The 21,958-nt window shown below is 63.2% G+C and carries 18 protein-coding genes and 1 pseudogene; 13 read left to right on the top strand and 6 right to left on the bottom strand.

Annotated elements, in window-relative coordinates; translation table 11 throughout:
* Positions 1-234: 234 nt before the first annotated feature.
* Both RVAN_RS18180 and RVAN_RS21075 read right to left on the bottom strand, forming a co-directional pair.
* Positions 235-681: pseudogene (locus RVAN_RS18180) on the bottom strand (IS5 family transposase); the annotation flags it as partial.
* Positions 621-1,187, bottom strand: a complete 567-nt coding sequence (locus RVAN_RS21075) for a transposase (protein ID WP_155942517.1) — start codon at positions 1,185-1,187, stop codon at positions 621-623. The pseudogene RVAN_RS18180 and the gene RVAN_RS21075, both read right to left, overlap by 61 nt.
* Before the next feature lie 11 nt (positions 1,188-1,198).
* Here RVAN_RS21075 and RVAN_RS18195 point away from each other — a divergent pair, with 11 nt between their 5' ends.
* The gene (locus RVAN_RS18195; protein ID WP_013421150.1) at positions 1,199-2,821 is read left to right on the top strand and encodes an ABC-F family ATP-binding cassette domain-containing protein; all 1,623 of its coding nucleotides are present in this window, start codon (positions 1,199-1,201) and stop codon (positions 2,819-2,821) included.
* A gap of 29 nt (positions 2,822-2,850) precedes the next feature.
* Entirely contained in the window at positions 2,851-5,322 is a 2,472-nt protein-coding gene (gene hrpB, locus RVAN_RS18200; protein ID WP_013421151.1) for an ATP-dependent helicase HrpB, read from the top strand.
* A gap of 4 nt (positions 5,323-5,326) precedes the next feature.
* Here the strand turns inward: hrpB and RVAN_RS18205 are convergent, their stop codons facing one another.
* Positions 5,327-5,548: an FmdB family zinc ribbon protein gene (locus RVAN_RS18205; protein WP_013421152.1), complete on the bottom strand. Its 222-nt coding sequence runs from the start codon at positions 5,546-5,548 to the stop codon at positions 5,327-5,329.
* Positions 5,549-5,886: 338 nt separating this feature from the next.
* Between RVAN_RS18205 and RVAN_RS19375 the strand changes: the two genes are divergently transcribed.
* Entirely contained in the window at positions 5,887-7,098 is a 1,212-nt protein-coding gene (locus tag RVAN_RS19375) for a hypothetical protein (protein WP_013421153.1), read from the top strand.
* 323 nt (positions 7,099-7,421) lie between these two features.
* Here the strand turns inward: RVAN_RS19375 and RVAN_RS18215 are convergent, their stop codons facing one another.
* Positions 7,422-7,850 carry a hypothetical protein gene (locus tag RVAN_RS18215; RefSeq protein WP_013421154.1) on the bottom strand — a complete coding sequence of 143 codons (429 nt, stop codon included), beginning with the start codon at positions 7,848-7,850 and terminating at the stop codon, positions 7,422-7,424.
* 139 nt (positions 7,851-7,989) lie between these two features.
* Here RVAN_RS18215 and RVAN_RS18220 point away from each other — a divergent pair, with 139 nt between their 5' ends.
* Positions 7,990-8,793, top strand: a complete 804-nt coding sequence (locus tag RVAN_RS18220) for a M15 family metallopeptidase (RefSeq protein WP_013421155.1) — start codon at positions 7,990-7,992, stop codon at positions 8,791-8,793.
* 18 nt (positions 8,794-8,811) lie between these two features.
* Here the strand turns inward: RVAN_RS18220 and RVAN_RS18225 are convergent, their stop codons facing one another.
* Positions 8,812-9,516 carry a phosphatase PAP2 family protein gene (locus RVAN_RS18225; protein ID WP_013421156.1) on the bottom strand — a complete coding sequence of 235 codons (705 nt, stop codon included), beginning with the start codon at positions 9,514-9,516 and terminating at the stop codon, positions 8,812-8,814.
* 111 nt (positions 9,517-9,627) lie between these two features.
* Entirely contained in the window at positions 9,628-11,556 is a 1,929-nt protein-coding gene (locus tag RVAN_RS18230; RefSeq protein ID WP_013421157.1) for a cation:proton antiporter, read from the bottom strand.
* A gap of 418 nt (positions 11,557-11,974) precedes the next feature.
* Between RVAN_RS18230 and RVAN_RS18235 the strand changes: the two genes are divergently transcribed.
* The 9 genes from RVAN_RS18235 (at position 11,975) to RVAN_RS18275 (ending at position 21,956) form a co-directional block, all read left to right on the top strand.
* Complete coding sequence (locus RVAN_RS18235; protein WP_013421158.1) at positions 11,975-12,193, top strand: hypothetical protein; 219 nt, start codon at positions 11,975-11,977, stop codon at positions 12,191-12,193.
* A 265-nt stretch (positions 12,194-12,458) separates the two neighbouring features.
* Positions 12,459-12,980 (top strand): GNAT family N-acetyltransferase, encoded by a 522-nt coding sequence (locus RVAN_RS18240; protein ID WP_013421159.1) that lies wholly within the window; start codon positions 12,459-12,461, stop codon positions 12,978-12,980.
* A gap of 457 nt (positions 12,981-13,437) precedes the next feature.
* Positions 13,438-15,537, top strand: a complete 2,100-nt coding sequence (gene nuoG / locus RVAN_RS18245) for an NADH-quinone oxidoreductase subunit NuoG (protein WP_013421160.1) — start codon at positions 13,438-13,440, stop codon at positions 15,535-15,537.
* Positions 15,530-16,561, top strand: coding sequence for an NADH-quinone oxidoreductase subunit NuoH (gene nuoH / locus RVAN_RS18250; RefSeq protein WP_013421161.1), 1,032 nt, complete (start codon positions 15,530-15,532; stop codon positions 16,559-16,561). The genes nuoG and nuoH overlap by 8 nt, the downstream gene beginning before the upstream one ends.
* Before the next feature lie 28 nt (positions 16,562-16,589).
* Positions 16,590-17,081, top strand: a complete 492-nt coding sequence (gene nuoI, locus RVAN_RS18255; RefSeq protein WP_013421162.1) for an NADH-quinone oxidoreductase subunit NuoI — start codon at positions 16,590-16,592, stop codon at positions 17,079-17,081.
* A gap of 448 nt (positions 17,082-17,529) precedes the next feature.
* Positions 17,530-18,132: an NADH-quinone oxidoreductase subunit J gene (locus RVAN_RS18260; RefSeq protein WP_013421163.1), complete on the top strand. Its 603-nt coding sequence runs from the start codon at positions 17,530-17,532 to the stop codon at positions 18,130-18,132.
* 5 nt (positions 18,133-18,137) lie between these two features.
* The gene (nuoK, locus tag RVAN_RS18265; protein WP_013421164.1) at positions 18,138-18,479 is read left to right on the top strand and encodes an NADH-quinone oxidoreductase subunit NuoK; all 342 of its coding nucleotides are present in this window, start codon (positions 18,138-18,140) and stop codon (positions 18,477-18,479) included.
* Positions 18,480-18,486: 7 nt separating this feature from the next.
* The gene (nuoL, locus tag RVAN_RS18270; RefSeq protein WP_013421165.1) at positions 18,487-20,421 is read left to right on the top strand and encodes an NADH-quinone oxidoreductase subunit L; all 1,935 of its coding nucleotides are present in this window, start codon (positions 18,487-18,489) and stop codon (positions 20,419-20,421) included.
* The gene (locus RVAN_RS18275; RefSeq protein WP_013421166.1) at positions 20,418-21,956 is read left to right on the top strand and encodes an NADH-quinone oxidoreductase subunit M; all 1,539 of its coding nucleotides are present in this window, start codon (positions 20,418-20,420) and stop codon (positions 21,954-21,956) included. The genes nuoL and RVAN_RS18275 overlap by 4 nt, the downstream gene beginning before the upstream one ends.
* Positions 21,957-21,958 lie beyond the last annotated feature (2 nt).

The following is a 21,958-nucleotide window of genomic DNA, read 5'->3' on the forward strand; positions in this document are numbered from 1 at the left end:
ATCCTCCACCATGCGGCGCGCAAAGGATGGTGCAATGTTCCTAGCATCAAACGCCCTAAGTCACCCTCTGGCAATATCCGATGGATCACCATCGAAGAAGCGGACGCCCTTACAGACGCTTGCGCACCTCACCTTCGCCCGCTTGTGGTTTTCCTGCTTTATACGGGAGCGAGGGCAGGGGAAGCCGTTTGGATCGATTGGAAGTGCATCAACCTAAGATCCTGACTCGGAAGTTCATCTTGCATTTTGCGACGTTGGCTCTGTCAGTCGTTTGAGCATGACGGCGATCATGGCGAGTTTGGCGAAGCCCTCGGCGATGATGGCGAGAGCTTCGTAATGGGCCATCAGGCGACGGTTGCGCCTGAGCCAGGAGAAGGTGCGCTCGACGACCCAGCGTCGCCGGACGAGTTTGAACCCGCCTTCCTTGTCCGTGCGCTTGACGATCTCCAGCGTAACCCTCTGAGCCGCAAGATCGGTGGCGAGGCGGTCTCCGCTGTAGCCGCCGTCCGCAAAGACGTGGCGGATGAAGGGGAAAAGGCGGCGGGTGTTCCTGATAAGCGCCGCAGCGCTGTCCCGGTCCTGGACGCTGGCGGGGATCACCTCGATCCCAAGCAGCAGTCCTATCGCATCGACAGCTGCGTTGCGCTTGATGCCTTTGACCTTTTTGCCCGCGTCATAGCCAACGGGATCGCGGCTCTTCCCCCTTTTTCGGTGGCCTTGACGGCCTGCGTGTCGATGATCGCGGCCGTGGGCGAAGCCTCGCGGCCCTCGGCTTCACGGCAGGCGACGAGCAGCGCATGATGGATGCGGTCGAGCACGCCGTAGCGCGACCATTCCCAGAAATAGCTGTAAACCGTGGAACGCGGCGGGAAATCCTTCGGCAACTGCCTCCACTGGCACCCCGTGCGCTTCCTTGGTAAGGGAGAGGTCGAGAGTTCAATCCTCTCTTGCAGCACCATCCATCCCCCTGACATCACAGAGAAAAGCGCCCGTCTTGAGGGCGAGCACTCCCTTTTCCCCAGCGAACGAAGCGTGACCTTTGCCTCATGCGTCGGGCCGTTCTCGATGGCCTCTGTTGCCCGACGGCTTATTTCACGGTGGCGCCGCGCTTCTCCCGTGGCATAAGGGTGGCAAATCGCGCACAAGGCGCGCGAAGCGCGATAGCGCGTCCGAAATTCTCGCAGCATTCCCGGTAGTCATGATTCGTCTCGAAAACATCAGCAAGCAGCACGGCAATCACCTGCTGTTCATCGAGGCTTCGGCCTCTCTTCTGAAAGGCGAGAAGGCCGGCCTTGTCGGACCGAACGGGGCGGGCAAGTCGTCCCTGTTCCGCATGATCACCGGACAGGATGAGCCCGACGAAGGTCAGGTGGCGATCGATCGCGGCACGACCATCGGCTATTTCGATCAGGATGTCGGCGAGATGTCGGGCCATAGCGCCGTGACCGAAGTCATGAACGGCGCAGGCCCGGTCAGCACGGTTGCGGAAGAGCTCAAGGAGCTGGAGGCCGCGATGGCCGACCCCGACCGCGCCGACGAGATGGAATCGATCATCGAGCGTTACGGCGAAGTCCTCCACGCTTTCGAGGAACTCGACGGCTACGCGCTGGAAGCCCGCGCGCGAGAAGTGCTCGCCGGCCTCTCCTTCAGCGAGGAGATGATGGACGGCGATGTCGGCAAGCTTTCCGGCGGCTGGAAGATGCGCGTCGCTCTGGCGCGTATCCTCCTGATGCGGCCCGACGCGATGCTCCTCGATGAGCCGAGCAACCATCTCGATCTCGAAAGCCTGATCTGGCTCGAACAATTCCTCAAGAACTACGATGGTGCGCTGCTGATGACCTCGCACGACCGCGAGTTCATGAACCGCATCGTCAACAAGATCGTCGAAATCGACGGCGGCTCGCTCACCAGCTACTCCGGCGACTACGAGTTCTACGCACAGCAGCGCGAACTGGCCGAGAAGCAGCAGCAGGCGCAATTCGAACGCCAGCAGGCGATGCTGGCCAAGGAAATCAAGTTCATCGAACGGTTCAAGGCGCGCGCCTCGCATGCCGCGCAGGTGCAGAGCCGGGTCAAGAAGCTTGACAAGATCGAGCGGGTCGAGCCGCCCCGGCGGCGCCAGAGCGTGCAGTTCGATTTCCCGACCGCGCCGCGCTCCGGCAACGATGTCGTGGCGCTCAAGACCGTTCACAAGCGCTACGGCAGCAAGATCATCTATGAGGGGTTCGATTTCGCGATCCGGCGCAAGGAGCGCTGGTGCGTGATGGGCATCAACGGGGCCGGCAAGTCGACGCTGCTGAAGCTGGTGGCTGGCGCGAGCGAGCCCGATCAGGGCTCTGTGACCATCGGCGCCAGCGTGAAGATGGGCTATTTCGCCCAGCACGCGATGGAAACGCTCGATGGCGACGCGACGATTTTCCAGTCGCTCGAACACGCCTTCCCGCAGGCGGGGCAGGGCACGCTGCGGACGCTCGCGGGCTGTTTCGGGTTTTCCGGCGACGATGTCGAAAAGAAATGCCGTGTGCTGTCCGGCGGCGAGAAGGCGCGGCTCGCGATGGCGATCATGCTGTTCGATCCGCCGAACTTCCTCGTGCTCGACGAGCCGACCAACCATCTCGACATGGCGACCAAGGAAATGCTCATCAAGGCGCTCGCGCAATATGAGGGCACGATGCTGTTCGTCTCGCATGACCGGCATTTCCTCGCGGCCCTTTCCAACCGCGTGCTCGAACTGACCCCGGAAGGCGTGCATAGTTATAATGGCGGCTACACGGAATATGTCGCGCGTACGGGCCATGAGGCGCCCGGCCTGCATAGCTGACGGCGAGCGCGCCCGCTCGATACGACGCCATGAAGTTTGCCACACCGCTTCCGATTGACGATGTCCTCGACGCGCTGCAGGCCGCGCTCGCCGCCCGCGCCTCGGCGGTGCTCGTCGCGCCACCCGGAGCGGGCAAGACGACGCGCGTGCCGCTCGCGCTGATGGACGAGAAATGGCTCGGTGGCCGCAAGGTGCTAGTGCTGGAACCGCGCCGCATCGCCGCGCGGGCTGCTGCCGAGCGCATGGCGGCGACGCTTTCGGAGGCCGTTGGCGAGCGCATCGGGCTTCGCGCGCGCATGGTCTCGAAATCCGGGCCGAAGACACGCATCGAGGTCGTCACCGAGGGCGTGTTCACCCGCATGATCCTCGACGATCCCGAATTGTCCGGCGTTGGCGCGGTGCTGTTCGACGAGTTTCACGAGCGCTCGCTCGACGCCGATCTCGGGCTGGCTTTGGCGCTCGACTGTCAGCGGGCTTTGCGCGACGATCTGCGCATCCTGCCGATGTCGGCGACGCTCGACGGCGCGCGCGTGGCGCGGCTTCTCGGCGATGCGCCCGTGATCGAGAGCGAGGGCCGCGCGTTCCCCGTCGAGACGCGTTATCTCGGCCGCGATGCCAATGCGCGCATCGAGGATCAAATGGCGGATGCGGTGATGCGGGCCTTGCGCGCGGAAACCGGGTCGATCCTCGCATTCCTGCCGGGACAGGGCGAAATCCGCCGCGTCGAGGAGCGGCTGAAGGAGCGCATCGCCGATCCGGCCGTGGTGCTCGCTCCGCTTTACGGCGCGATGGACGCGAAGGCGCAAGACCTCGCCCTCGAACCAGCGCGCGCGGGCCTGCGCAAGATTGTGCTCGCCACCTCCATCGCCGAAACGTCGATCACCATTGAGGGCGTGCGCGTCGTCATCGACTGCGGCCTCGCGCGGGTGCCGCGCTTCGAGCCGGATGTCGGCGTGACGCGGCTCGAAACCGTGCGCGTGTCTCGCGCCGCCGCCGATCAGCGCTGGGGCCGCGCGGGCCGCACCGCGCCCGGCGTCTGCTACCGCCTGTGGGATGAGCCGCAAACGCAGAGCCTTCCCGCTTACGCCGAGCCGGAAATTCGCTCCGCCGATCTTTCCGGCCTGCTGCTCGATTGCGCCGAATGGGGCGCGACGGACCCGCTTTCGCTGTCGTGGATCGATCCGCCGCCCGCCGCCGCCATGGATGCTGCGCGCGCGGAACTGACGGAGCTGGAAGCGCTCGACGCGAAAGGCCGCATCACCGACATGGGCAAGCGCCTGCGCTCTTTGCCGCTGCCGCCCCGGCTCGCGCGCATGGTGATTGCCGCCGCCGAATTGGGCCATGCGGACGACGCCGCCGAAATCGCGGCACTCATGGTGGAACGCGGGCTTGGCGGCAACGACGCCGACCTTGCGCATCGGCTCGAAGCATTCCGCCGGGATCGCTCACGCCGCGCGAGCGACATGCGAAAGCTGGCGGCGGGCTGGGCGCGGATGGCGGGGGCGGCGCGGCAGGCCAAGCCGCGCGAGGACTTATCGCTGGCGCGAATACTGGCGCTGGCCTTTCCCGAGCGGATCGCCAAGGCGCGCGGCGCACCCGGCCAATTCCTCCTCGCCAACGGACGCGGCGCGAACCTCGAGCCGGCGCATTCGTTGGCGCGCTCGCCCTATATCGTCGCGGCGGAATTGTCGGGGTCAGCGGCGTCAACGCGCATCCTTCTCGCGGCCGTAGCCGATGAAGCGGACGTTCTCGCAGCCGCAGGGCACCGCATTCGCGAGGCCGACGAGATCGACTTCGATCCGGCCGCGGCGGCGCTCCGAGGGCGGCGGGTTCGGCGGCTCGACGCGATCTTGCTTGGCAATGAGCCGCGCCCGGTTGCGGCGAGCGAGGCGACCTCGCGTCTACTGGCGGAAGGTATCGCAAAGCTCGGTCTCGACCGCCTGCCATGGAGCAAGTCGCAACTTCAGCTCCGCCACCGCGTCGGCTTTCTGCGCGCGGCGGAGGGTGAAGAATGGCCCGACCTCTCCGACGCCGCGCTCGGCGAAACCGCTGCGGCGTGGCTCGCGCCTTTCCTCGACGGCAAGACGAAGCTCTCGGACATCGGCGCGGACGATCTCGGTGCCGCGCTTGATGCGCTCTTGCCATGGAGCCTGAAGCGGCGCGTAGACGACGAAGCGCCGACGCATTTCGAGGCGCCCACCGGCAACCGCCACGCCATCGATTACGAAACCGCTGGCGCGCCCGCGCTCCACATCCGCGTGCAGGAGTTGTTCGGCCTGACGCAGCATCCATCGATCGCGGGCGGCAGGCTTCCGCTCACGCTGCATCTTCTCTCGCCCGCGCATCGCCCGATCCAGATCACGCGCGACCTTCCGGGCTTCTGGAGGGGGTCATGGGCGGCGGTCAAGGCCGAGATGAAAGGCCGTTACCCGCGCCACCCGTGGCCGGACGATCCAGCCCAGGCCGCCCCGACATCGCGGGCCAAGCCGCGCGGGACGTGAAGCGCTAGCGCTCCGAGGGACTGAAATTGCTGAGGTGGCCTGCTCGCTGGGCGGCAGCACGCGCGGCCTTGAGCTTGGCCTTTGTCTTGCCATGGATGACGATGTGCGACATCAGGCGCGTCATCGTCTCGTTGCCGCAATTCGGGCAGGCGGGCTTGGCGGACGAGCTGACGAGCAATTCCACGTCATTGTCGCATTTGTCACAATGAAAGCCGTAAAGCGGCATTGGAGGCTCCTTGGGTCCGCGTCACGCGACCTGTATCTTCGGTTTTTTCGTTCAGAATTGGGGCGGAAAGCTCCGCGACTCGCATCCGCGAGGCTTGCTTGCAGGAAACGGGCCACGATTTAGTCGGAGGTCGGCAAGAGCCTCGGGGCGCTGGTGCCCCCCGCAAGAGCGGGCATGCATACCCCGGAATGCGGCTCGCGCATGCGTCATCTCCCCTTTATTAACGATTTCTTCCGAATTCCGGCAGGCGCAAGGCAAGGCTGCCAAGATTTGACCCTGTTTCGCAGGCTAACGCTTTAGCGAAGCAATTCGGCTGTAACCTTCGAAGGATCGAATCGATGAACGCACGGATTTTGCCACCGCCCGCGCTGTTCGGGATCGCATGCGCCATGGTCTTCGCCACTTCGCTGGCGGTTGCTCAGGTGCCTGACGAGCCGAAGGCGCCGGCAGTATCGCCTGCGGCCCAAAGCGCTGAGCCTGCCGCGGCCAAGCCCGCGGTTTCGGAACCCGCCCAGACGCCGACTCCGGCCGCCAAGGACGCCGCCGTGGACGCGAAGCCTCAGGCTGTCGAAGCCGCGAAGGCGGACGATGCGGCGAAGAAGCCGGTTCCGGTCGAAGCCGCGAAGGTTGCTCAACCGGCGGCCGCTGAAAAGCCTGTCGAAGCCGTCAAGGCTGCCGAGCCCGCAAAAGAAGCCGTGAAGGCCGACGAGGTGAAGAAGCCCGAGCATGCGCATCAGCCCGCCAAGGGGGAAGACGCTGTGAAGGTTGCTCAGCCCGCCGCCGCTGTCGCTGAAAAGCCCGCCGAGGTTTCCAAAGCGGACGATAGCGCGAAAAAATCCGAAGCGGGTGATACCGCAAAGGCCGACGATACGAAGAAGCCGGTTGCGACCGAGGCCGCGAAGGTCGCTCAACCGGCCGCCGCTGAAAAGCCTGTCGAAGCCGTCAAGGTCGAGTCCGCGAAAGAAGCCGTGAAGGCGGACGACGCGAAGAAGCCCGAGCATGCGCACCAGCCCGCCAAGGCCGAGGACGCCGCGAAGGTCGCTCAGCCCGCCGCCGCTGAAAAACCCGCCGAGCCCGCGAAGGCAGCTGTAAAGGCGGACGATGCGAAGAAGCCCGCTCCGGTCGAAGCGGCGAAGGCGGACGACGCCAAAAAGCCGGCCGAGCCCGCGAAGGAAGCTGTAAAGGCGGAAGGCGAAAAGAAGGCTCAGCCTGCGGAGGCGGATAAGGCCAAGGAAGCGGCGAAAGCCGAGCCTGAGAAGAAGGCGAAAGCCGAAGACGGCGAGAAGAAGCAGAAGAGCAAGGCCGCAGCCAAGGAAGAAGAAAAGGCCAAGTCCAAGAAGCGCAAGGCGGAGCAGGACGAGAGCGGCGAAGGTCCGGCAAAAGTCAGTGCCGAGAAGCCAAAGCGCGGTCAGTTCGCCAGCGAGCGCGAGGCGGCGGCCAAGTGCCGTGGCTCCGTTGTGTGGGTGGACAAGAGCGGGTTCAACCACTACCCGGGAACCAAGGAATACGGCCGCAAGCCGGGCGGTTTCGGCTGCGAAACCGGCCTGTGATCGAAACGCCGCCTTCGGGCGGCGCGCGTCGTATCAATCGGCGCGAGAAAATCTTAAATCCGCGTTCAAATGGAGAAGTTTGAACGCGGATAGATCAATCGGCTCGTATCGGAGCGGTGTGGCGCGCCCAAGCGCACTCCGCTAATCTCGGTGGCGGCCAACTCGCCGCCGCTCTGGCGACATGCACTTGAAGGCCCGGTCATCGGGCAAGCGCCTGCCCATAATCCCAAGCAGCGCCGCTATTGGGTGCGCGTCAAGAACCTGTCAAAAGGCCGTGTCAGCCCCGCGATTGCAGGACCCCGGCTTGCGATGCACGCCGATAGCTATTGGCGAAACCGCGCGGGCGGCTGCGGATTGTGGGCCGGGTTGGAGTCGTGCTTCGTCACGCGAGTGAGCGCGCCGTGATCCACCAGCGGCAGCAGGTCCGCTTCCAGTGCTTCGGCGACCGACTTTTCATAAACTTCATCGCCATTCACATGCAGCGTGCATAATTTCGCGAATTTTTCTCTTTTGGCAGGATCATCCAGCGCAGCCTTCGTCCAGGCGTAGAGCGGATATCGATCCACGCCCTGCTGTTCTGCCTCGCTCACATAACCGGCAAAGGCATCGTAGACGGTTATCGCCGTGGCGTGATGCTTATGCAGCACCTCGGTCAAAGCCCGCAGCACCGCGTTTTGCGGATCGACGTTGAGGAGGCTGGCGGCCTCATCGCTGAGCCCGACGCGAATTTGATAAAGCCATTCTTCGGCCACGTGTATCTCCTGCCATTTCCCATTCCGTCATCTTACAAAGTAAACCGACACAAAAGCAGCTTTTCAGTTCGCGTTCTTAGCCGTCGATTTACGGATTACGACAAACAATTTCGCGAGGAAATCGTGATAGGTGAAGCGAATGAATCGGCAAAGCTTTGCGGCGACACTCTTCTATGTGGCTGCCGCCCTGGCGCCAGCGTCCGCGCAAGCCGAACTCCCCGACGGTTTCGTTTATCTTCGCGACGTCGCGCCCGACATCCAGCAGGACATGCGCTATGCCGGGCTGAACAATTTCACGGGATCGCCCGTTCTCGGCTATGAGGCCGCCGAATGCGTATTGCGGCGCGATGCCGCCGAAGCGCTTCAACGTGCGCAGCGCTCGGCCCAGGCACTCGGCCTCTCGCTCAAGGTTTTCGACTGCTACCGCCCGGAACGCGCGGTGAGAGCGTTCGGGGCGTGGGCGCGCGCGCCGGAGAACGAGCGCACGAAGAGCCAGTATCCGCGTCTGCCGAAGGGTGGGCTTGTGCCGAATTATATCGCATCGCGGTCGTCGCATTCGACGGGGCTCGCGGTCGATCTCACCCTTGTGCGGCAGGGCCGGAGCGACCGGTCGCCGCTCGTCCGCGACAACTGCATTGCGCCCGCTCGCGGACCGGCGGACGAGCCAAAAGGCGTCAGCAGCAACGCGAATGCTCTCGCGCTCGGCGAATTGGCGCCGGGCGAGCTTGACATGGGCACCTCGTTCGACTGCTTCGACCGCGCCTCGAACACGGCCTTTCCCGGCCTGACGCCGGAGCAGCGGCGGTCGCGCGACCTTCTCGTTACGCTGATGGAGCGCGCGGGCTTCACCAATTATCCCGCCGAATGGTGGCACTTCAGCCTCGCCCGCGCCAAGAACCGCCGAAGCTACGATGTTCCGATCACGCCTCGCCCCGCGCGATAGACGTGGTCCGGCGCGCTGTCAGGGCCGCGCGCGTCTTCCGATCCAATCGGCGGCGGCCCAGCATAGAAGCGCCCAACTCGCGCCCGCGCACCATCCCGCCAGCACGTCCGACGGCCAGTGCATCCCGAGATAGACGCGGCTCGCCCCCACGAGAAGCGTCAGCGCAACAGCGACCGCAAAAACGAAGGCTCTCCCCACCGCATCGGGCCGCGCGCGGGCGATGAGCGCGCCGAGGATCAGGAAGGTGACGGCCGACATGAAGGCATGGCCGCTCGGAAAGCTGTAGGTCGATGTCTCGGCGATTTCTGCAACGAAGTTGGGGCGAGCACGTTGCACCAGCGCCTTCAGCGTATTGTTGACAAGCGTGCCGCCGATGATGGCAACGAAGACGAGCGCGAAGCCGCCCCATCTCCGTTCGAGCGCGAAGTAGCCGAGCGCGACGATGGTCGCGAGCGTCAGCACCGCCGTCGAACCAAGCGCCGTGATATCGCGCGCGCCGACGGCAAGCCAGCGCGGCCCGAGCGCGTCGGCGGGGTTTAGCTGATCGCGCAACGCGAGAAGAAGGCCCCGATCGAAATCGGTCAGGCCGCCGCTATAAATAGCCGCCGATATGCCCGCGAATAGCGCGAGCAGCACGCTTGCCGCGACAAGGGTGGCAACGCGCGGCGGCTGCGTTGGGTCGCGCCGCGCGGGGTACGCAGGATCTTCAGCGGTGAATAACATCCGGTCTCCGGTGTTGCGAGCGGAGCATTATCGCCCGCGCGCGCTTCCGGCTGGTAAATGCTTCGACACGCCGAAAGCTCCCGCATGCGGCGACCGGGTCACATCCGCTCGTCAGGACTGAGGCGATGTCACCGGCTTGCCATCGGTCAGCGCAACCGCCTTCGCCTTTACTTCGGCCTTCTTTTTCTCGTCGGCTTTCTTGTCGTCTTGCCGCTTCTTCTCCTCAATGCGCTTCGTTCGCTCGGCGGCCTTCTCCCAATCCTGCGCGAGGAGCTGCGCAAGCTCCTCCGAACGCTGCATGGCGAGCGCGGCCATCCTCTCGACATCGGTATAATGCGCGTAGTCCTCGTAGAGGCGCGCCTCGTCGTGCTCGCGGAAAGTCTCGATGGTAAAGCGGATTTCGCCTTCCGAAAGACCGAGGCCGCGCAGCAGGTCGCGGGTTATTTCGAGTGTCGAGTGGAAGGCCTCGCGCTCGATGTTCTCAACGCCGAGGTCCATCAATTGATGCACGTGACGCCGATTTCTCGCACGCGCGTAGATCGGAACATGCGGGAAGTATGCCTTTACGAGCTGCGCCGACTTGAGCGAGCTTTCCACGTCGTCGATGGCCAGCACGAAGGCGCGCGCCTTGCCCACTTCCGCCGCTTCCAGAATGGCGAGGCGGCTCGCGTCGCCAAAATAGCTCTTGTTGCCGAACTGGCCCACGAGCTGCACCTGATCGGGGTCGGCGTCGAGCGCGGTAAACGGGATGCCCTTCGCGGTCAGCACGCGCGCCACCACCTGCCCGACGCGGCCGAAGCCCGCGATGACCACATGCCCGGCACTCGCCGGCAACTCGTCGTAGAGGGGTTCCGCTTTGACCGTGCGTTTGCGCAGGAAGTCGTCCAGCGCCAGCAGAAGGGGCGTCGTCATCATCGACAGCGTGACGATGATCCCGAGCGAGGACGCGAGCGCCGAGGTCAGCACGCCGCCCTGCTCGGCGCTGGCGAAGACCACGAAGGCGAATTCGCCGCCCTGCGAGGCTACGATGGCGAAGCGCCGCGCCGATGGCGGGTTCAGCCGCTGCCAGCGCCCGACCGCATAGAGAACAGCGAATTTCACCGCGACAAGCACCACCACCGCCGAGGCGATCAGGAAGGGCTGGCGAAGCAGCGCGTTATAATCGAGCGCCATTCCGATGGAGGTGAAAAACAGCGCGAGAAGCAGCATCTCGAACGGCCGGATGTCGGCTTCGATCTGATGGCGAAAGTGCGAGTCGGCCAGCAGTACGCCCGCGAGGAACGCGCCGAGCGAGGCGGACAGGCCAATGGATGTCATCAGCAGCGAAACCGCCGCAACCGTCAGCAGCGAGGCCGCGATCATCGCTTCGCGGACCTGCGTGAGGGCGAGGAGATGATAGAGACGGTCGAGCAGGTAGCGTCCGGCGATGATGATCAGCGCGATGGCGGCGAAAATTTTCAGCACGCCTGCAAAGGTGAGAAGCTCCGGCGATGTCGCTTTCACCGCCAGAAGCGGCACCGCGACAAGAAGCGGGATCGCGGCGATATCCTGGAACAGCAGCACCGAGAAAGAGAGGCGGCCGTGCCGCGTCGTGAGTTCGCCCTTCTCTTCGAGCGTTTGCAGCGCGAGCACGGTGGAGGACAAGGCGAGCGTGAGCCCGACGAGCATCGCTTCCGAGAAGGATAAATCAGTGCTTGGGTTGACGCCCCAGATCAGCACCACGAGCAGGATGCCGGTTACGACGAATTGTGCCGACCCTGCGCCGAAGACGGCATCGCGCATCTTCCAGAGGCGTTTGAGACGCAGTTCGAGGCCGATGAGAAACAGGAACATCGCCACGCCAAGTTCGGCGATGTGACGCAACATCTCGGCGTCGTTCGTCGAATAACCCAACATATAGCCGATGCCGTAGGGGCCGATGAAGGCGCCCGCCAACAAATAGCCAAGAATGGAGCCGAGCTTGAGCATGCGCGCGAGAGGCGCGGCCAGCGCCGCGACTCCCAGGAACACAACAAGCTGAATAAGGAGTTTTCCGTCCATCGCTCTTTTTTCAGGGGAACCGCAGCGGATGGCCTGCGCGACTGTCTGTAACCATTAAGGCAGGAAACATTGCCGCTGCCAACCCGGATCGGCCCGCGTTTTCTGGATTCAATTGCCCGGCAGATCGACCGTCGGAGGTTTGAGGCAAGAAGCCCGCGTCAGGTGCGACGCACGGCGCGCGTGCCGCAGGAGACGTGGGCACTTCCTTAAGCCCGGCTCCTGTCACGAACCTTTCGCGAACGGCGAAAAATGCGGCTGTGGTTAACCATTGGCACGGTTTCGGATACAGCTACCATTTGTATCGAGCTAATGTTACAATCTTAAGATGGTGATGACGAGCGTGCCGAGTGTGTAGCGTGAAATGACAAACCTATCTGTTTTTCCGTCCCGATTCGCTTACGCCTGCCGGGCAAAAAGGATGCCTCCGGAGGAAGTGGCCGAGCGGGCGGGACTACCGGCCGAGGCGGGACAGGATCTTGCCGTGACAGCGATCCATCTGCCGCTCTACCGGCTTTGTTATGTCGCCGACGTTCTCGATGTCAGTCTCGATTGGCTGCTCGGGCGCGAACCTGCCGCGCGAAGCGAACAGCCTCAGCAGCCCCAGCGGCAGCAGGCGCGCACGGCCCCGAGGGCATAACGCGCGGCGGCCTTTCGCCTCAGCGGCTCGCAAGCGGCAGACTGCACCACGACCGCGCACTCCAGCTGCAACGCGCCACAAACAGGCCACCTGTTTACGTGCACGGCCCGTCGTGTTATGGGCAAGTCCATGGCCAAACCGGACGCTCAACCCCTGTCAACCTTTGAAAGCCGACGACGATCGCGCCTTGCGTGAGGCTGCGCGCGTCCGAAAACGCTGCGAGCCGCTCCCGTTCTCCCCGGTCTTTCTGAGAAACAGGTTCGCGATGACGATGCCGTCCGCCACGATCCGGCTGCAAACGCCTGACGATCAACCAGCCCTCCAGTACCTCAACGAATGCGCCTTCGGGCCGGGCCGTTTCGCCCGCACCGCCTATCGCGTCCGCGAGAACTCGGTGCGCGATCCGCGCCTCAATCTCTGCATGGAACTCGACGGCGTTATGGTGGGCGCGATGGACCTGACGCCGGTCACGGTCGGCGATGTGCCGGGCGCGCTTCTGCTCGGCCCGCTGATCGTCTCGGGCGATCATCAGAGCCTCGGTCACGGCCTTCGGCTGATGCTTTACGGTCTCAAGCGCGCGAAAGATCTCGGCTATCGGATCGTGATCCTCGTCGGCGACCTCCCCTATTACCTGCGTGCCGGGTTCTGCCCCATACCGCGCGGCCGCATTGAGCTTCCGGGGCCGGTCGATCCGGCGCGGCTGCTTTATGCCGAACTCGTACCGGGCGCGCTGGAAGAGTACAGCGGCCTTATTCGCGGCATGCGCGATCCGAGCAACGTCGATTAACATCCGCCGCATCGAAGGAGCGCTCAGCCTTTCGTTCGAGCATGAATGTATCGCAAAGCCTGCGTCCGGTTTTGCGGATCATGCTTTAGCATCGGCCTGCTTGAAATCATTGGAATGACGAGGCCGAATTGAGATAAACATTGTTACCGGAAGCGGAGGCGGGACGCGTGTTTTTGCGAATCTCACCGGCGCGTCTCACCGACAAGTGACCGCAGTTGTCGGGCCTTCGGCTTGCTCTTTGCAGTGCCTGCGTTAAGAGCAATTGCGGCACGTCTCGTAGGCATATCGTCCGTTAAATAATCACTGCGAAAGGGTGCGCTTTTAGGTCGCGCGACGACTTGTTATAAAAACAGCTCGTGAGAGCACTCTGTTCGCAATTTAGGTTAGTTAACCGTTGCCGCGCGCGGCCCCTTGGTGACATAAAGGCGTCCGGGGGTTGGGCCAACAAAGGACAAAAATGCCGAAGCTGAACATCAACGGCAATGAGGTCGAGGTCGAAGACGGCATAACGCTTCTGCAGGCATGTGAGCTGGCCGGCGCGGAAATACCGCGCTTCTGCTATCACGAGCGGCTGTCCATCGCGGGCAACTGCCGCATGTGCCTCGTGGAAATAGCGGGAATGCCGAAGCCGATGGCATCTTGCGCGATGAATGTCAGCGATTTACGGCCGAACCGTGACGGCACGCCGCCGACGATTCTCACCGATTCACCGATGGTGAAGAAGGCGCGCGAAGGCGTGATGGAGTTCCTGCTGATCAACCATCCGCTCGATTGCCCGATCTGCGATCAGGGCGGAGAGTGCGATCTTCAGGACCAGGCGATGTATTACGGCTCCGAAGGCAGCCGCTATCGCGAGAACAAGCGCGCCGTCGAAGAGAAATACCTCGGTCCTCTCATCAAGACGTTCATGACGCGCTGTATTCAGTGCACGCGCTGCGTCCGCTTCATGTCAGAAGTCGCGGGCGTGCCGGAACTCGGCGCGATCGGACGCGGCGAGGACATGGAGATATCCACCTACCTCGAACGCGGGCTTCATTCGGAACTCAGCGGCAACATCGTCGACCTGTGCCCCGTGGGTGCGCTGACGTCGAAGCCTTATTCGTTCGTGGCGCGGCCTTGGGAACTGCGCAAGACCGAGTCCATCGACGTGATGGACGGCCTCGGCTCCAACATCCGCATCGACAGTCGCGGCCGCGAAGTCATGCGAATCCTGCCGCGCAACCACGACGGCGTGAACGAGGAATGGCTGTCCGATAAATCGCGCGCAATCGTCGACGGCCTCAAGAAGAAGCGGCTCGACCGCCCTTATATGCGCCGGGATGGCGTACTTGAAGAAGTGTCGTGGTACGAGGCGTTCACCGAGATCGCCGCGCAGGTCGAGAAGGCCGGCGCGCGGAAGGTGGGCGCCATCGCGGGCGACCTCTGCTCGGTCGAAGACATGTTCGCGCTGAAGACGCTGCTTGAGCTTCTCGGCTCGCCGAACATGGATTGCCGCCAGCAGAGCCAGAAGCTCCACCCCAAGCACGGTCGCGGAAGTTACCTGTTCAACGCGACCATCGCCGGCATCTCGAAAGCCGACGTCATCCTGCTCATCGGCACGAATCCGCGCAAGGAAGCCGCCGTGCTCAATGCGCGCATTCGCTGCGCGTACCTGCACAATCACGCGCGCGTCGGGTTGGTCGGCCCGGAGGCGGACCTCACCTATCCTTACGAGTGGCTCGGCAATTCGCTCGCCGTGCTCGACGAGATCGCGAAGCCCGACAATCCGGTGCTGAAGGCGCTGGCAGAGGCGTCGCATCCGCTCATCATCGTCGGCCAGGACGCGCTATCGCATGAGGCGGGCGACGCCGTGTTGGCGAAGGCCGCGGAGATCGCGGCGGCGGCGGTGAAGGGCCGCGAGGATGCGGGCTGGAACCCGCTCTCGATCCTTCACACCAGCGCCGCGCTCGTCGGCGGCCTCGACATCGGGTTCGTGCCGGGCGAGGGCGGCCTCGACACGGCGGGCATCCTCGAAGGCACGCAAAGCGGCGACATCGAAGTGCTCTATCTTCTCGGCGCTGACGAGTTCGACGTGAGCCGCACGGGCGATGCCTTCGTGATCTATCAGGGCTCGCACGGCGACTCGGGCGCGCGCATCGCGGACATCATCCTGCCGGGCGCCGCGTACACCGAGAAGAACGGCACCTACGTCAACACCGAAGGCCGCGTGCAACTCGGCGAACGCGCGATCTTCCCGCCCGGCGATGCCCGCGAGGACTGGACCATTCTCCGCGCGCTATCGGAACATCTCGGCGCGAAGCTGCCTTTCGACTGTTTCGGGTCGCTGCGCAGGGCGCTTTACAAGGCGCATCCGCATCTCGCCGCCATCGACACGGTCGAGGCAGCCAAGGTCGAGCTGAAGCTCGGCGATGTACCGCCGCTGCCGGATACGCCATTCGGCGTTTTCATCGAAGATTTCTACCAGACGAACCCGATTGCGCGGTCCTCGGCGGTCCTCGCCGAGCTTTCAGCGCTGCATCAGGAATACGAGCAGGGACTTGCGGGCGCCGATGGCTGATTGGAGCACACTCTGGAGTAACTACGGCTTTCCGACCGCGCTTATCCTCGGTCAAAGCCTGTTGACGCTCGTCGCGTTGCTTCTGTTCGTCGCGTATCTGCTGCTCGCGGACCGCAAGATCTGGGCGGCTGTGCAGCTTCGGCGCGGACCGAACGTCGTCGGCGCTTACGGGCTCCTTCAATCCTTCGCCGACTTCCTCAAATTCGTGGTGAAGGAGCCGGTCATTCCGGCGGGTGCCGACAAGACGCTGTTCCTGCTCGCGCCGCTCGCCACAACCGTGCTCGCGCTCGCGGGCTGGGCCGTGATCCCGGTGGCGGACGGCTGGGTGGTGTCCGATCTGAATGTCGGCATTCTGTATCTCTTCGCGATCTCGTCGCTCGGCGTCTACGGCATCATCATCGGCGGCTGGGCTTCGAACTCGAAATATCCGTTCCTCGGCGCTCTCCGCTCGGCCGCGCAGATGGTTTCCTACGAGGTATCCATCGGCTTCGTACTGGTGGCGGTGATCCTGTGCGCGGGCACGTTGAACCTCTCCGGCATCGTCGAGGCGCAACGCAGCAACTACGGCCTCTTCGGCTGGTACTGGCTACCGCTATTCCCGATGTTCGTGGTGTTTTTCATCTCGGCGCTCGCGGAGACGAACCGCCCACCCTTCGACTTACCCGAGGCGGAATCGGAGCTCGTCGCGGGCTTCATGGTAGAATACTCTTCGACGCCCTATCTTCTCCTGATGCTTGGCGAATATGTCGCGATCACCGTGATGTGCGCGCTGACGACGATCCTGTTCATGGGCGGCTGGCTGCCACCGTTCGAGGTCGCGCCGTTTACCTGGGTGCCGGGGATCTTCTGGTTCGTTCTGAAATTCTGCTTCGTCTTCTTCCTGTTCGCGATGGTGAAGGCGATCGTGCCCCGCTACCGCTACGACCAGTTGATGCGGCTTGGCTGGAAGATCTTCCTTCCGACGTCGCTCGCGATGGTGGTGGTTGTGGCTGCGGTTCTGCAATTCGGAGGTCTCGCGCGCTAGCGCGGGCTTATCCCAAGGGAGTGCATGCATGGGCGGCTTCGGCCAGTCTTTGAGATCAGCGGTTCTCGGCGAGTTTCTTGTCGCGACATGGCTTGCCATGAAGTATTTCTTCGGGCCGAAAGCGACGATCAACTATCCGTTCGAGAAGAACCCGCTCTCGCCCCGCTTTCGCGGCGAGCACGCGCTGCGCCGTTATCCGAACGGCATGGAGCGCTGCATCGCGTGCAAGCTTTGCGAGGCCATCTGCCCGGCGCAGGCCATCACAATCGAGGCGGGGCCACGCCGCAACGACGGCACGCGCCGCACGACGCGCTACGATATCGATATGGTGAAGTGCATCTATTGCGGCTTCTGTCAGGAAGCCTGCCCGGTGGATGCCATCGTCGAAGGACCAAATTTCGAGTTCGCTACAGAAACGCGAGAGGAATTGCTGTACGACAAGGAAAAGCTGCTTGCGAACGGGGACAGATGGGAGCGCATTCTCGCAAAAAATATTGAACTCGATGCGCCCTACCGTTAACCTTTTCTAACGGTAATCCGACTGTCTCCACTCACAGGCTCGCGCGTGTAACGCCTGACGCGGCGAACATGACGCGCAACTGATTTGCTCTCCTCCGACGAGGGGCGGAGGGAGCGCGAACCGCCGTGAGCGGCGGCTTCTTCCCCTCGCCGCAGAACGTCGCCATCCGGCAAGAGGGTACGAACCGGAGGGCGGCACTCGAAGGGGTTCACACGAGATCGATCTGTCGTCAGGCCGAAATGCCTCGGCGCAAGACGCGATTGGCATAAACAGGAGTGCCCCGCGCCCACACGGACGCCGGGTTCCGAAGATCGATTTGCGAGGGCGCATCGCGGCCTTGCTGTCGAGCTTGAACGAAAGGACGGGTTGCGTTCGCCTGGCGATCGCGATCCAGAGGACGAACCATGTCTTCCACGGCTTACGCCGCACATTTCGAGATCGGCCGCGCATGACAATCGCTGGATACTTCTTCTATCTGTTTTCCATCGTGCTCATCTCATCGGGCGCGATGGTGATTTCCGCGCGAAATCCGGTCCATTCCGTGCTGTTCCTCATCCTTGCCTTCCTGAACGCGGCGGGGCTTTTCGTGCTGCTCGGTGCCGAGTTCCTGGCGATGATCCTGGTCATCGTCTATGTGGGCGCGGTCGCGGTGCTGTTTCTGTTCGTGGTGATGACACTCGACATCGACTTCGGCCAGCTACGCAAGGGCATGAGCCGCTATTTGCCCATCGGCATTCTGGTCGGGCTCGTGCTGGTGACGGAGTTGATCCTCGTCGTCGGCGGCTTCACGATGGCGCCGGGCGCGATCCGGCCAGTGGCAAGCGCGCAGGTCTCCAACACCGAGGCGATTGGGCGCGTTCTCTACACGGATTACCTCTATTTCTTCCAGCTTTCCGGGCTCGTGCTTCTCGTCGCGATGATCGGGGCTATTGTGCTGACGCTGCGTCACCGGCCCGATTCGAAACGGCAGAACGTCGCGCGGCAGGTCGGACGCAAACGCGAGGACGCTATCGAGGTGGTTAAAGTCGAAACCGGGAAAGGGATCTCCTGAGGGCCATGCTGAACACGATCTCCCCCGTCGAGGCCGCGACCGGCATCGCACTCCAGCAATATCTCACCGTCGCCGCGATCCTCTTCACGCTCGGCGCCTTTGGCATCTTCCTGAACCGGAAGAACGTCATCATCATCCTGATGTCCGTCGAGCTGATGCTGCTCGCGGTGAACATCAACCTCGTCGCCTTCTCGGCCTATCTGAACGACCTCACGGGCCAAATCTTCGCACTGATGGTGCTGACCGTCGCGGCGGCCGAGGCTGCCATCGGGCTGGCGATCATCGTCATCTACCACCGGAACCGCGGCTCCATCGCCGTTGACGACATCAACTCGATGAAAGGCTGAGGCGGGCATGTATCAGGCCATCGTCCTACTTCCGCTGATCGGCGCGCTCTGTGCCGGCTTTTTCGGGCGCTCGCTCGGCGACAAGAATTCCGGCTTTCTGACGAGCGCTCTCGTTCTCGTCTCGGCGGCCCTTTCGTGGCTCGCGCTCTATCAGGTCGGCATCGAGGGGCAGGAAGCGCGTATAACGCTCTTCCCTTGGATCGGCGTCGGCGATCTGCAAACATCGTGGTCGCTCCGCATCGACACGCTGACCGCCGTCATGCTCGTGGTGGTGAACACCGTCTCCGCGCTCGTTCACATCTATTCCGTCGGCTACATGTCCGACGACGACCGCCAGCCGCTGTTCTTCTCCTACCTGTCGCTGTTCACCTTCGCGATGCTCTCGCTCGTGACGGCTGACAACCTCGTGCAGCTTTTCTTCGGCTGGGAGGGCGTGGGCCTCGCGTCCTATCTGCTCATCGGTTTCTGGTATCAGCGCGAAAGCGCAAATGCGGCGGCGATCAAGGCGTTCGTCGTCAATCGCGTGGGCGATTTCGGCTTCGCGATCGGCATCTTCGCGATCTGGTTCATTTTCCGCGATGTGAACTTCGACACCATCTTCGCCGCCGCGAAGGAGCATCAGGCTACAACGATCCCGTTCTTCGGCTATCAGGTGCCCGCGCTCGATTTCATCTGCCTTTTCCTGTTCATGGGCGCGATGGGCAAGTCGGCGCAGTTCCTGCTGCACACGTGGTTGCCTGACGCGATGGAAGGCCCGACGCCGGTTTCCGCCCTCATCCACGCGGCCACGATGGTCACCGCGGGTGTGTTCATGGTCGCGCGGCTGTCACCGTTGTTTGAACTGTCGCCGATTGCGCTGCTCGTCGTGACCTGCGTTGGCGCGATCACCGCGTTCTTCGCGGCCACCGTTGGCTTGGCGCAGAACGACATCAAGCGCGTCATCGCCTATTCGACCTGCTCGCAGCTCGGTTACATGTTCGTCGCGCTTGGGCTTTCGGCCTATGGCGCGGCGGTGTTTCACCTCTTTACGCACGCTTTCTTCAAGGCGCTGCTGTTCCTCGGCGCAGGCTCCGTGATCCACGCGCTCCACGGCGAGCAGGATCTGCGCAAGATGGGCGGCATGCGCAAGGCCATCCCGTTCACCTTCGGCATGATGGTCATCGGCACGCTGTCGCTCACGGGTTTTCCCTTCACGGCGGGCTACTTCTCGAAGGACATGATTATCGAGGTGGCCGAAGTCTCGCATTCGGCGGTCGGGCAAACCGTCTACTGGATGCTGATCTTCGCCGCCTTCCTCACCTCCTTCTACTCGTGGCGCCTGATCTTCATGGCGTTCTACGGCGAGCCGAAGGATCATCACGCCTTCGAGCACGCGCATGAATCGCCGCCGGTGATGACGGGGCCGCTTCTGATCCTCGCCGCCGGCGCGCTGTTCGCGGGGCTCATCTTCGCACCCTATTTCGTTGGCGCGGACTACGCCCAGTTCTGGCGCAGCTCTCTCTTGTTCCTGCACGGTTGGCACGAGCCGCATGTGGCCGACGTCTTCATGAAGTGGCTGCCGACGATCGTGATGGCGGGGGGCTTCGGCGTCGCCTACTGGGCCTATATCTCCTCGCCCGGCATTCCTGCCTGGACCGTCAAGACGTTCAAGCCGATCCACGCCTTCCTCTACAACAAGTGGTACTTCGACGAGCTTTACGACTGGATCTTCGTGCGGCCCACGCGCTGGATCGCCCGCGTGCTGTGGAAATACGGCGACGGCGCGATCATCGACGGGCTCGGCCCGGACGGGGTGGCCGCCAGCGTGATCGCCACCACGAAACGCGTCGTCCGCATCCAGACCGGCTTCGTCTACACCTACGCCTTCGTCATGCTGATAGGCGTGACGGTCCTCATCACCTGGTTCGCCTACCTTTATCGCGGGGCTTTGTTCACCCTATGAAAGAATGGCCCATCCTGACGACGCTCATGCTGCTGCCGGCCGTCGGCGCGCTTTTGCTCGCCGTCCTCCGAGGCACCGATGAAGCCGCGCTTAAAAACGCGCGCTGGATCGCGCTCTGGACGACCGTCGTCACCTTCGCGCTATCGCTCATCCTCCTGAGCGACTTCGACTATGCCAACCCGGGCTTCCAGTTCGTGGAGCACCGGCCGTGGCTGTCTGACACGATCACCTATTACGTCGGCGTCGATGGGCTTTCGCTGCCCTTCGTGATCCTGACAACATTCCTCATGCCCCTGACGATCCTCGCGAGCTGGAAGTCGATCACGGTGCGCGTGAAGGAATACATGATCGCGTTCCTGATCCTCGAAGCATTGATGATCGGCGTGTTCTGCGCGCTCGACCTCGTGCTGTTCTACCTGTTCTTCGAGGGCGGCCTCATCCCGATGTTCATCATCATCGGCGTGTGGGGCGGGCCGCGCCGCGTCTATGCGAGCTTCAAGTTCTTCCTCTACACGCTGCTCGGCTCGCTGTTCATGCTGATCGCGATCCTCGTCATGTACGGTATGGCGGGCACGACCGAGATCCCGGCGCTCCTGAAATATGACTTCCCGGTCAATGTGCAGGCGTGGCTCTGGTTCGCCTTCCTCGCGTCCTTCGCGGTGAAGCTGCCGATGTGGCCGGTTCACACCTGGCTACCCGACGCGCACGTCGAAGCGCCGACTGCGGGCTCCGTGGTGCTGGCTGCGATCCTCCTGAAAATGGGCGGTTACGGCTTCATCCGGTTCTCGCTGCCGATGTTCCCGGATGCGTCGGTGCAGTTCGCGCCGCTGATGTTTACGCTCGGCGTTGCGGCCATCATCTACACCTCGCTCGTGGCCTTCGCGCAGAAGGACATGAAGAAGCTCATCGCCTATTCTTCCGTCGCGCATATGGGCTTCGTCACCATCGGCGTGTTTTCCGGCACCGAGCAAGGCGTGCAGGGCGCGGTGTTCCAGATGATAAGCCACGGCATCGTGTCGGGCGCGCTGTTCCTCGCGGTCGGCGTCGTATACGATCGCATGCACACGCGCGAAATCGCGGCTTATGGCGGGCTTGCCGACCGCATGCCGATCTACGCCTTCTTCTTCATGGTGTTCACCATGGCGAATGTCGGCCTCCCCGGCACGAGCGGCTTCATCGGCGAATTCCTGACGCTGCTCGGCACATTCCAGGCGAACACGGTCGCGGCGTTCTTCGCGTGCTTCGGCCTCATCCTCTCGGCGGTCTACGCGCTCACGCTCTATCGCAGGATGATCTTCGGCAAGCTCGAAAAGCCGTCGCTCGCCACGATCAAGGACATGAGCCCGCGCGAAATTGGCATCATGGCGCCGCTGCTGATCCTCACCATCGTGCTTGGCTTCTACCCGAAGCCGGTGCTCGACATGACAAGCGGGTCGGTGAAGGCGATGATCCTGCCGTATCAAAAGGAACTTCAGGCGCAAGCCGACACGGGCGCGGCGGCGAAGTCGTTCGCCGAACTTGAGAAGAGGCGGTGACG

The organism is Rhodomicrobium vannielii ATCC 17100, from assembly GCF_000166055.1.
GTDB lineage: Bacteria > Pseudomonadota > Alphaproteobacteria > Rhizobiales > Rhodomicrobiaceae > Rhodomicrobium > Rhodomicrobium vannielii.